General features: G+C 42.7%; 8 protein-coding genes. 3 read left to right on the forward strand and 5 right to left on the reverse strand.

Annotated features, from left to right (window positions below; translation table 11 throughout):
* Position 1: 1 nt before the first annotated feature.
* Positions 2-955, reverse strand: a complete 954-nt coding sequence (locus MKO06_RS11060) for an MlaD family protein (RefSeq protein WP_241551234.1) — start codon at positions 953-955, stop codon at positions 2-4.
* A gap of 56 nt (positions 956-1011) precedes the next feature.
* Complete coding sequence (locus MKO06_RS11065; RefSeq protein WP_241551235.1) at positions 1012-2136, reverse strand: N-acetylmuramoyl-L-alanine amidase family protein; 1125 nt, start codon at positions 2134-2136, stop codon at positions 1012-1014.
* A gap of 136 nt (positions 2137-2272) precedes the next feature.
* Here MKO06_RS11065 and MKO06_RS11070 point away from each other — a divergent pair, with 136 nt between their 5' ends.
* Both MKO06_RS11070 and MKO06_RS11075 read left to right on the forward strand, forming a co-directional pair.
* Positions 2273-4969, forward strand: a complete 2697-nt coding sequence (locus MKO06_RS11070) for a putative LPS assembly protein LptD (RefSeq protein WP_241551236.1) — start codon at positions 2273-2275, stop codon at positions 4967-4969.
* A gap of 124 nt (positions 4970-5093) precedes the next feature.
* Positions 5094-5477: a RidA family protein gene (locus MKO06_RS11075; RefSeq protein ID WP_241551237.1), complete on the forward strand. Its 384-nt coding sequence runs from the start codon at positions 5094-5096 to the stop codon at positions 5475-5477.
* A 27-nt stretch (positions 5478-5504) separates the two neighbouring features.
* Here the strand turns inward: MKO06_RS11075 and MKO06_RS11080 are convergent, their stop codons facing one another.
* The 3 genes from MKO06_RS11080 to MKO06_RS11090 form a co-directional block, all read right to left on the reverse strand.
* Positions 5505-5870 carry a methylglyoxal synthase gene (locus tag MKO06_RS11080; protein ID WP_241551238.1) on the reverse strand — a complete coding sequence of 122 codons (366 nt, stop codon included), beginning with the start codon at positions 5868-5870 and terminating at the stop codon, positions 5505-5507.
* A gap of 2 nt (positions 5871-5872) precedes the next feature.
* Positions 5873-6859, reverse strand: coding sequence for a 6-phosphofructokinase (gene pfkA / locus MKO06_RS11085; protein WP_241551239.1), 987 nt, complete (start codon positions 6857-6859; stop codon positions 5873-5875).
* A 125-nt stretch (positions 6860-6984) separates the two neighbouring features.
* Positions 6985-11385 (reverse strand): translocation/assembly module TamB domain-containing protein, encoded by a 4401-nt coding sequence (locus MKO06_RS11090; protein ID WP_256946176.1) that lies wholly within the window; start codon positions 11383-11385, stop codon positions 6985-6987.
* 91 nt (positions 11386-11476) lie between these two features.
* On the opposite strand from MKO06_RS11090, the gene tsaD reads away from it, so the two are divergent.
* Complete coding sequence (gene tsaD, locus MKO06_RS11095; protein WP_241551241.1) at positions 11477-12499, forward strand: tRNA (adenosine(37)-N6)-threonylcarbamoyltransferase complex transferase subunit TsaD; 1023 nt, start codon at positions 11477-11479, stop codon at positions 12497-12499.

Here is a 12499-nt window from a genome sequence, read left to right on the forward strand (position 1 = left end):
GTTATTTTAAAGAATCTTTTGGAGGATCGTAAGGCCCCGGATTTTTTCCAAATACTGAGAAATGAACATAACGTTTCGGATTCAGCTTCACATCCTGAAGCAATTCTTCCAGTTGTTTGGTAGCTCTATCAAGGTTATTGTAAACAGCATCGTCATTGATCAGCCTTGCCGCCGTACCATCACCATTGTTCAGTTTATTGGACACCGCTTCAAAATCAGCGACCACCTTTTCCAGATCGGTAGTGATCTTATTGATGTTCATATTGGTAAGCGTGTCTGAAAATTTATTGAAATTCGTGGACATTTCATCAAGATTGGTGAACGTCCTGTCCAGCTTACCTGAATTTCCCTGTACGATATTCTGCAATTCGTTAGCTGTTACCTGGAAGGAAGACACAGTGGCATCAAGGTTTTTAAAAGTTCCGCGTATATTATTACGGGTAGAATCGTCAAGGATCTGATTAATGGCCGTTAACATGGAATCGGCACTAACAATGGTGCCTTCGAGTTTGTTCTGAAGAGGTGTAAGCCTGTCGTTCACAAGCTCCATGATCCCTTCTTCCTTTCCGCCAGATAGTGTATCACCGGAGGTTGCCCAACCCGAACCTTCATCATATTTGGGTACGATAGCAAGCGATTTCCCACCTATAATACCTCCTCCATAGATCTGGGCCTCGCTGTTCTTGGAAAATCTGAAGTCGGTTTTAACTGTAAACGTCACAACAAGGTCTCCCTCGCGATTGAGAAAATCGATACTGGTTATCTTTCCTACCTTCAACCCGTTAATGGTCACTTCTGAAGAAGGAGACAAACCTTCCACATCTTCATATACTGCATAAAATGTACGGCTGTTATCCAGTAGATTTTCACCCTTTAGAAAACTATAACCGAAAATTAAGATCGCTATTGCAATAATAGCTAGCAGGGCAGTTTTGACCTCTCTGGAATACTTCAAAAGCAAATTTTTTAATGAATACGCACAAATTTAGAAATAAATATAGAAAAGGCATTCTATTTAACTCCAGAATTTAACGCCTCATTAACCGTAATCTTATCGTCGTTCTTAAAGGCAACGATATAACTATCTGGATATCCTATTTTTATGGCTTCATTATGTAGTTGCTGGATCTTAATATAATCAGAGGTACTTCCGTAGTAATATTTGAATAGTTTACCTTCCTTTTCCCTTACGATATTATTAAGCCCCTTAAAATTATAAGCTTTGGTGTCTATCTTTTTAGATCCCGCCGCGATCTGAACCTTAAAAGTAACATCGCGATAGATCTGTGATTCTGGCTGAGCGGGCTTGGTTTCAACATCAACATTGGTTTGCTCCTGGGCAATACTTTCCAGGGTGTTCAGGTTAATAGTATGACTATATTCTACGATTGCCCTGGTGATCGCCTCGGCCATTTTTTGCCGGCCCTGGTTACTGTTGAGATAAGCTCCCTCCTGGTTGTTCGTTAAAAACCCGGTCTCAATCAAAACACTTGGCATATAAGTTTGATGCAGCACAATGAAACCGGCTTGTTTAACACCGCGGTCCTTGCGTTTGAGCTGGTTTGTGAATTCCTTCTGAACAAAGTCTGCCAGCAGGATGCTTTGATCCAAGTATTCTTCCTGCATAATTGTTAGGCCAATAAAGGACTCCGGAGAATTGATATCAAAATCACTATAGGTAACTTCATAATCTTCCTCAAGGTAGATCACCGAATTTTCGCGTTTGGCTACTTCAAAATTGGTTTCGTTACGATGAAGCCCTAAAACGAAGGTTTCGGTCCCATATGCCTGTGAACTATGAGCATTGCAATGAACGGAAACGAAAAGATCGGCATTGGCATCATTGGCGATCTTCCCTCTTTTTTCAAGAGGTATAAAAACATCGCTATCCCGTGTATAAACTACTTCGATACCCTTCTTCTCGAGCTCTTTGCCAACCATTAACACAATGCTAAGTGCAATATCCTTTTCCTTATATCCATTACCGATATTTCCTGTATCCTTACCACCATGGCCTGCATCCAGAACCACAACAAACTTATCGGCCGAAGGTGGAACTTCAGCAGCCTTAAGGCTTATTGTTAAACCAATCAGTAAAATTGGAAATACGAAAAGTCTAAGTAAATTCGTTCTCATAAAAGGCTAACGCTTAACTGGGGTGAATATTTTAATTACTATTTTTCCTTAGCTCGCCAAAGTCAGCTGAAAAAATATATGTAATTTTGGATTTGCAAAAAGCAAGCCAATCCGTACAAAAATAGCACTTAAAGCATTGCAAACAAATATCCCGAATAGTCTTTTTTGCTTAGTTTTCACGCTGTTCTTCTCCCTTATTCTGCAGGCACAGGAAATAGAGAATAATTCGGTTCCTGTAGAAGCCGAAAGGGATTCAATTCCTGCAACTGTCAATACTTCAGAAGTAGATATCCAGGTTCAGCAACAGGATACCACAAAGACCGATACCCTTAGAAAACCTCAATTTCTTACCGATATTGTAAATTATACGGCTACCGACTATATGAGGCTTAGTTCAAAGGAAAACAAAATGTACCTGTATAATGAAGCCAAGGTAGTGTACGGCGATATGACCATTGAAGCAGGGCTTATAATAATAGATAATAAACTTAATGAGGTATATGCTTACGGGATCGAAGATTCGCTTGGGGTATATTCCCAGACGCCTATATTCACCCAGGCACAACGTGAAGTAAGGCCAGATTCCATTCGTTTTAATTTTGATACCGAACGTGCTTTGGTATATAACTCCAGGACCAAGGAAGCCGAATTCAACGTAAAGGGCATGGTGACAAAGCGTGAAAATGATTCGGTCTATTTCATGCAAAATGTAAGGTTTACCACATCAGAAGATGTTGACGATCCAGACTATTTCTTTTATGCCAGGCGAATCAAATTCGTACCCGATAAAAAAATCGTTTCCGGACTGGTGAACATGTACATCGCTGATGTCCCTACTCCAATTGGGTTGCCATTTGGTTATTTTCCATTAACCGATGAAGAAACATCCGGTTTTATAATTCCTGCCGTTGGAGAAAGCCAATTTGGATTTAATCTTCAAAATGGTGGGTATTATTTCGCCATCAGTGATTATGTAGATCTTTTAACACTGGGAAGTTATTTCACTAACGGAACCTACAATATGGAGCTTACCTCTAATTATGCTTTAAGGTACCGCTTTAGAGGAAATTTTAGTGTTAGGTATGAGAAACGATTCAACAGCCAGCGAGGATTTCCAAATTTTAGTGAATCATCCAGTTATAACATCCGGTGGTCTCATAACCAGGATGCCAAGGCGAATCCAACTTCCAGGTTCTCTGCTTCGGTAAATCTTGGAAGTAGTGAATATTACCAGGAATCCATAAACCAGGCGAATACCGGGAACTTCCTTAACAACACCCTGAGTTCATCGGTATCCTACAGTAAAACATTTGAAGGAGAACCCCAGGTAAACCTGAGCCTTGCAGCCAGGCACCAGCAAAATACACGTACCCAGAGTATCAGTATGAGCCTGCCAACCCTTCAGCTTAGCATGTCAAGGATATTTCCTTTCGCACCAAAAGTAGGAGCCAAAAAGGGATTTATAGATAACATCAACCTTCAATATAACCTCCGCGCTGAAAACCAGATCGAAACTACCGATTCCTTATTTTTCAAATCAGAAATGTTTCGGGATGCCAGGCTGGGTGCGCAACACCAGATCCCGCTTTCCACTAACTTCAAGTTATTCAAGTTCCTGAGTGTAAGTACCGGTGCTAATTATGAGGAAACCTGGGTTTCAAGGACCTTTGAACAATCTTACGATCCTGCTCTTGGCCAGGTTGTGAGAGATACCATCAATGGCTTCGACTCCTATCGCACCTATAATTTGAATGCCAGTATGGGTACGACGGTCTACGGGATCAAAAATTTTGGAGCAGACAAAAAGATACAGGCCGTAAGGCATGTAATGAGACCTTCGGTAAGTTATAGCATTAGACCTGGTTTTGACCAGTATTATGATACCTATGAAAGAGCAGACCTGGCAGATCCCAACCAGATCGAACTGGTTGACTACTCCAGGTTTGATGGAACTCTATACGGAGCGCCTGGAAGCAATTTTTCAAGTTCCGTGGGCTTTAATATATCTAATCAACTGGAAGCCAAGGTGACCGCAAAAGACAGTACGGAGATCGAACCTAAAAAGATAACCTTACTCAACAACTTTAGTGTAAGCACAAGTTACAACCTGGCTGCAGATTCACTAAAACTTTCGCCAATTGCCCTGAGGGGAGCGATCCCCATCGTGAAAAACAAGTTAGATATCAACTTTGGGGGGAACCTGGACATCTATGCCCTGAACAACAACAACCGGAGGATAGACAGACTTAATATCGAAAATGGAGGCAGCCTTTTCAGGCTCACCAACGGAAGTGTTAATTTTGGTTATTCGTTTTCCAACAAGGATTTTGAGGCAAGCGAGGAAGATGATGAAGATGACAATATAGATAATGAAACCTTCCGGAATGGTGGACGAAAAGACAACCTCTTCGGACAGGGAATGGGCCAGGATGGAGAACTCTTTGACGAGGACCCGTTTGAAGGTGAAGAAAAAGAAAATGAGAATTCGTGGTATAATTATACCATCCCATGGGATCTTAGGCTGGCTTACTCGATGAATTATAATAACAATGCCAGGCAGAGCGAGATCAATACCCACTCCATCATGTTTTCAGGAAACGTAGAACTGGCTCCAAAATGGAAGATCGGGGTTAGCTCTGGATACGACCTGGTAGACAGGGGCTTTACCTTTACCCAGCTTCGATTTCAAAGAGACCTGGACAGCTGGATGATGAGTTTTAGCTGGGTTCCGTTCAGCGACAGGAAATCCTGGAATTTCCTTATCAGGATCAAGGCAAATGTGCTTAAGGATATCAAGTATGAGAAGCGAAGGGAAAGAGACAGGCAGTTGTAAGGTAGAAGTACGAGGTTTGAAGTACGAGGTTTGAAGTACGAGGTTTGAAGTACGAGGTTTGAAGTACGAGGTTTGAAGTACGAGGTTTGAAGTTAGAAGTTAGAAAGATTTAAATTTTCTCAATATGAAAAAAATCATCCAAACAAAATTTGCACCGGCACCGATAGGGCCTTATAACCAGGCAGTTTTTGCCGGAAACACCTTATATATTTCAGGACAGATAGCAATTGATCCGTCTACGGGTGACCTCAAAACCGATGATCTTGAAGAAGAGACCACTTTGGTGCTGGAAAACCTGCGAGCTATTTTAAAAGAGGCCGGTCTTAATTTTCACCATGTGGTAAAAACCTCGATTTTTATAAGCGACATGAACAACTTCGGGAAGATCAATGAAGTCTATTCTCGCTATTTTGATTCTGAAGACGCACCAGCAAGGGAAACCGTGGAGGTGGCAAATCTGCCAAAATTTGTGAATGTAGAGATAAGCGCAATAGCCGTTAAACTCTAGATTCCAGTAAAAATAAAAAAGGTCTTCTTACAGACCTTTGATCAATAACCTGGCGGTAGCAGGATTCGTTGCCAGTGGCACATTATGAACATCGCATAACCTCATAAGCATGAAAATATCAGGTTCATGAGGATGCTTGTCCAACGGATCCCTGAAAAAGATAACCATATCCACCTTCTTTTCAGCGATCCTGGCAGCGATCTGCGCATCTCCGCCCACAGGGCCTGAAAGCAGCTTTTCAACATTATACCCGGCTGCCTCGGTCTTTGAACCTGTGGTTCCGGTAGCAATCATCTTTACCTGGTTGGAATCGAGGATTTCACGGTGTTCGTTTAAAAATTGCACCATTTCAGGTTTTTTCCCGTCATGAGCTATAATGGCGATCGTCTTCATAATTAAGTAGATAAGATTTCGGAGATCCTCAGCAGATCTTTGTTTATATTATGTTTTCCTTTCAAGGCCTGGTCGAGACTACATGATTCTATTTCGTTATTCATCATTCCAACCATCAGGTTCTTTTTACCATCCAGCAGTAGTTCAACTGCCTTTACCGATAGTCGGCTGGCCAGAACCCTGTCAAAACAGGTAGGCCTTCCACCTCGCTGGATATGTCCAAGCACAGTAACCCTTGCGTCATAATACGGAAGGTTCTTCTTGACATAATCAGCCAGCTCAAAAACATTCTTTCCTGTTTTATCTCCTTCTGAAACAACCACGATACTCGAGGTCTTTCCTGCTCTCCTACTTCGCTCCAGTGAATCCAGTAAACGCTCCACTCCAAGGTCTTCTTCCGGGATCAGAATCTCCTCGGCCCCTGCTCCAATTCCGCTGTTTAGAGCAATAAAACCAGCATCGCGTCCCATTACTTCCACAAAGAATAACCTGTTATGCGAGCTCGCGGTATCCCTTATCTTATCGATAGCCTCTACCACCGTATTAAGTGCCGTATCATAACCAATCGCATAATGAGTCCCGTTAATATCATTATCTATCGTCCCTGGCACTCCAATAACCGGAATATCGTGCTCCTGGCTCAAAGCCAGTCCGCCGCGAAAAGTTCCATCTCCTCCAATCAGGATCATGGCGTCAACTTCGGCCTTTTTAAGGTTCTCTGCTGCGCGAGATCGACCTTCTTCGGTCATAAACTGCTTGGACCGGGCGCTTTGCAAAATGGTTCCTCCCTGGTTGATGATATTTCGAACGCTCCTTGCATTAAGCGGAACATATTCGTTATTGATCATGCCCTGGTACCCACGGTAAAAACCAACACATTCTGTATGATAATAGGCGCATGTTCTCACAACAGCCCTTATTGCAGCATTCATCCCAGGAGAATCACCTCCGGAAGTCATTACCCCAATTCGTCTTACTTTTTTACTCATAAAGCATAAATTGAATTATAAATCTACAAACTAAATTCGATGCCGTAGCCCAAATCCAGTTCTCCTTCAAATTTAAAGGGATGTCCACGAATGAACACTAAGAAATTATTAAAATTTTGAAGCTCTTAATTTTTGGCCGGAAAATTCATGTAGTCTGGCGCCATGGTCTCAAGTCTTTCCTGTTGTACATCTTCTGCCGCATTTTTTACCAGTTCGGCATTCATGATCTTTCTTAAAAGCTCTTTAAAAGTATCAAAATCTACCGAATAGGAAAGCCCCACCCCCTGGGTGAACCCTATCTCCTCTCCTATAAACTGAATATTGCTTTCGCGATTGAAAACCTTGGCACGAAGCGTTCCTTCCTCATTAAGAAGGAAATCGATTTCCAGGTCACCAATAATAACCGATTCGGTAATACCACCAATTGGCACCCCAACCTGGCCATTAATAACGACCCTGTCTGAGATCTGGGTGGAAAGCGTAAGCCCAAAACGGTCTACAGTTTGCTGATCTGGCGTTCGATCTCCCTGAACGTAATTGACGCCTACCTGGAATTTACCGTCATCATCGGCAAAAATATCGTTCACGATACTGGAAGCCCTTTCTGCAAGGGTTCCGTAGATAGCGGCGCCACGTAGCCCGAATTCACTGTAAAATGTTCCCTGGGTTACCAGGAATAAAGCCTGCAATTCCTTGCTTGCACGATCATCTATACGATATTGTAATTCAGATTTTACCGTAGAACTTGCGTTGGGGAATTCGATATCGAAAGTGATCTCCGGCTGTTCTACCTGCCCCTGGAGATTGATCACTACATCTACCGGGATCTTACGGTTTACCGATGGATTCTCTAATAATACCGCCGGGTTTGCATTTACTGAATAAATGGCACTCACATCCAGGCTTGCATCCAGCGGATCACCGTCCCAGTTAATATTCCCTCCAGATTCCACGTTGAAAACCTTCTGAACCAAACCGGCATATTTAAAATTATAGACTCCTTCATAAACTATGAAATCTCCCCACATATTGAACTTCCCGTTGGTATTGATCTCCAGCAGCAGGTTTCCGGCTCCACGCCCCCTTAGTGTACTGCCGCTGGTCTTATCTACCACCACTTCTACTTCGGCATCGTTGGTGATATCAAGATCGAACAACATCTCGATCCCCTTAACTTCAGGGATCTCAATTTCTTCCCCCGCCAGTCGTGCAGCTTTTTCCTCCGGGCTTAAAAACCGAATAAAGGAATTGTCCCCAACCGATTCAGTATCGCTCAACGGGATCTTGAAAACCGTACCTCTTTCGGTAGCCGCAGTCACATCGATCACCAGCTCATCGGTAGGCCCCTTGATGGTAGCTTCCCCATCAATAAAAGCGGTTCCGTAGTAAAGGGCGTCTTCATCGGCTTCGGTATCCAGAACCAGCAATCGGTCTGAGCTGATCTCCAGGTCGAGAAACCATTCTGAAAAATCCTTGTGAGAGATGCTGCCGTCCAACCTTCCGCGTGTTTTATACTTAGTGTCAACAATGGAGATATTATCGAATACGAATTGCTGTTTGGTAAGATCCACCTGCGCAGCCTGCTGAAGGTTCAGATCCACGTTCAAATAGGGTATCCTTAACCCGGCCTGGTTCAGTTCCAGGCCACCTGAAAAATCAGGATTCTTGTAATTCCCGGTAACAAATGCCCTACCGGAGGCAAAACCCCTGATATCGGTAAGCACATCAGCCCCGAGCGGGGTAAAAATCCCGAGGTTCAACCTGTTGAGATTCACTTCCAGGTCTATAGTAGGCTCGTTCCCGCTAACGTTAATGTCGCCAATGGTGGAAAGCGATTCCATTCCCTCTTTTTTCAGAACACTGTAAACCGAATAATTGGTGAGGTCTTCATTTCCTTCCACATTTAAATCGAGATCCCCCAGGAAAATATCATTTACCTTAAGGGAGTCTATTCGCATTTTGGTATTTGGATAATACAAACCCTGCTCCTGCAAAAGGTCCAGATCCCCGTTAATGGTTCCAGCAAGGTCGAGACTGTCTATTTCGGGCGTGATCTTTCCAATATCCACATTATCAAAACTCATTTGAAAGTTCTTGTACGTGGAATCCCGCATCACCCCGCTTAGCCTGATCTCTTCATCCATATGGCTCATCACCAGCGAATCTATGCTCAGGTCCCTGAACTTATTGTCAAAAACGATTCGGTTACTTCGTACATTAGCCTTGTTGAGATACCATACCTTTTCCTTGAATTTGAAATCAGATCGCTGTATCCCAACCACCGATTTATTTTCCTCGTTGATCGTGTGGTACAGGTTCAGATTAAATTCATCTGAATTATCTTCCCCGCCCCTGAATTCTGAACGGATGAAAAGGGTGTCTCTTTGAGTAACGTTGATAAAACTGAATTCAGAGAAATTATACAGCCTGGTTGAAACACTATCGGCCTCGAAGAACGTATTGTAAATGGGGTTGGTATTATCAACCTGGAGGTTCACATCCTCCATCATATTATTGAAGACATCGATCCTGGGCGAACGGAAGGTAAGCCTGAATTCAGATTCGTCAGACTCCACCCTTCCCCGGATAAAGGTGTTTGGCGCCAGTTCAATCTCAGGGTAAAAAACTTCAACGATCTGGTTATAGATCTCAAAATCGAACTCGAGGAACTGGTTGGTGGTGATGGTCCTGGGCTGGTAATTCGTGTAGATACTCCCAAGTGAATTCTCGAAAAGAGCTCCTACTTCGTTAATACTGAAAACTCCCCTCACCTGCCCGTCTATCACATCAGGAGAATTGATACTAATGGTTCTTACAGGCCCCTCAAAGCTCGAGGAAATACTCAGATCGTCAAAATAATAAAGATCATCTTCGTTCTGGTACGAGGTGTTGAGCAACAGGATATCTCCAAACGCATCGTCTATATTCGTCCCCTTCATATTCATGATCACATCTCCCTTGAAAATCGAAACGCTGTCCCGGTCCACAAAATTCAGGGTATTCAAATCGGCATACTGCACGGCGGCTTCAAAATCGTATACATTGATCTCTTCTGAAACATCCACCAGGCCATTGAATTCCATTTGCAGGTTTGGATCCCTGGAAACCAGGTTACCATTAAAAACCGGGTTTCGTAGATTACCGATCACCCGAAGATTGGTATAGGTGTAATTATTATACTGAAGCTTGGAAATACTTCCCCGTAACTGGCTGTTGAGATGTTCCGGATCGAAGCCACCTCCCTCAAATTCAATATTAAAACTGGTCTTACCGAATTGCTTGTTTTCCATGAGTCGACCCACGTTGAAATCCTTAAAGACCAAATTACCTTTATAAGTTGAGTTCTTCGAACTATTAAAATTTCTCAGTGTAAAATCGGCATCTGCGGCACCAAGCTGACTGTTCAAATATACATCGGCGATCAAAGAAGAATTGGTAACATAGGTATTCCCTTTCAGGTTCACATTACCAAATTCTCTAAGCTCCTCGGGTAATTTTCCTAATAAAGGTCCCGGAAGAAAATTCACCATGTCGTAGTAATTCGTGTTAAAATCTGAAAAACTCCCATCCATACTAAATTCAGACGGGTCTTTAGAGAAAGATCCCTTCAGCTCGAAATTGCCATAGATCGTGGTCCTGTCCAGTCCCTGAAGTCCAAAATCGGTAAGCTGAAAGTCATTTAAAGTACCGGTAAGTTTTGTTTTGAACTGGAGGATTTGTCCCTTTCCGAAACCGTCATAAAAAGCCTGCAGATCGTCACTGGAAATAATACTTTCTCGGAAGTTGGCTTCCACCTGCACAAGGTTTTCAAAATCGGAAAAATCGCTCAGGTCATAATTAAAGTAAAGATCGGCGTCAATCAGGGAACCAGGTGTTTGAAGACTCATATCAACCAGGCTCATGTTGGAGGGATCGTAATGAAATTGAGTGACCAGGTTGGTTATTTTGATCCCCCTTTGTTCATAGCCGTTCAGGCTAGCGATTTCCAGGTCTATATTATCACCATCTATCTTCAATTCATTGGCATAGATGTTCAAACTATCCAGGATCACTACATCCTGCTTATCCAGGTTTTCATCTATAAAGCTATAATGGCTGTTAAGCACCTGTACGTCTCTGGCCGTTAATTCGAATTCAGGTGGATTTCCAGTTGGCTGCTTCCTTAGTTTTTCGATAAGAATCCCCAGGTTATCTTTATCCTCCCCTTCATAACGCCGCATTTTGAGGTCCAGGCCATCAATACGGGTGCTTCCCAATCTGGGTTTGTTGTTTATAAGCCGTGTAAGACTTAGGATAGAAGACCGCATCTCTTCCGCCGTAAGCAGAGTATCATTATGATGGTCTTCCACATAGATATCCCTTAAGCGTACTTTTCCGAAATAACCCAGTGAAACCCTGCCAATGGATAGGTTTACATCGTTCTTTTCTTTGAGGGAATCGGTGATCTTACCTGCGACCGAAGTTTGTACTGCGGGAATAGAAAATACTATCAATAAAATAATGAATAACAAAACAAGTGCGACCACTGTTCTAGTTAGTATTTTCCAGAATTTTTTGATACGTTAATATGTTTTAACTTTGCGTCTAATTTACAACTTCTAAGCCCAATTACTTCTGATGCCAGAGCAAAAAATTAACATTCTCGCAATCGAGTCTTCCTGTGATGACACGGCTGCCGCTGTACTTTGCAACGGAAAAATCCTTTCCAATATTGTTGCTACTCAAAAAGTTCACGTACAATATGGCGGGGTAGTCCCGGAACTGGCTTCCAGGGCCCATCAGCAAAATATAGTTCCGGTGATCCATCAGGCATTAGCGACGGCAAATATCGACAAAAAAGATATTTCTGCAATTGCCTTTACCCGCGGTCCCGGTTTAATGGGCTCTTTGCTTGTAGGAACCTCCTTTGCCAAATCATTGGCGATGGGATTGAATATTCCATTGATCGAGGTAAATCATATGCAGGCCCATATCCTTGCCCATTTTATTGAAGAGGAAGGTTATGACAAACCCGAATTTCCATTTCTGGCCATGACCATTAGTGGTGGACATACTCAAATCGTAAAGGTTAGCGATTATTTTGAAATGGAAGTGATCGGGGAAACAACCGATGATGCTGTTGGTGAAGCTTTTGATAAAAGCGCCAAGATCATGGGACTTCCCTATCCCGGGGGACCGCTTATCGATAAATACGCAAAGGAAGGAAACCCAAAGGCATTTAAATTTCCGAAGCCGAAAGTGGATGGACTGAATTTCAGTTTCAGCGGATTCAAAACCGCAGTTCTGTATTTCATTCAGAAGGAAACAAAAAACGATCCGGATTTTGTAGAAAAGAATCTTAAAGATATTTGCGCATCCATTCAGTATACCATCATTGGGATCCTGATGGATAAACTTAAAAAGGCGGTAAAAGAAACCGGGATCAGTCAGGTTGCTATTGGTGGCGGGGTTTCAGCCAATAGCGGGATAAGGCAGGCACTTGTAGATGCCGAAAAGAAGTGGGGCTGGAAATGTTTCGTACCAAAATTTGAGTACACCACAGATAATGCAGCCATGATTGGTATCGCCGGTTATTACAAATACCTTCAAAAAGATTTTGCCGATCTTTCAATCACCGCACAGTCAAGATATAAATTCTAA

This window comes from Christiangramia oceanisediminis (assembly GCF_022570735.2).
In the GTDB taxonomy this organism is placed as follows: Bacteria; Bacteroidota; Bacteroidia; order Flavobacteriales; family Flavobacteriaceae; genus Christiangramia; species Christiangramia oceanisediminis.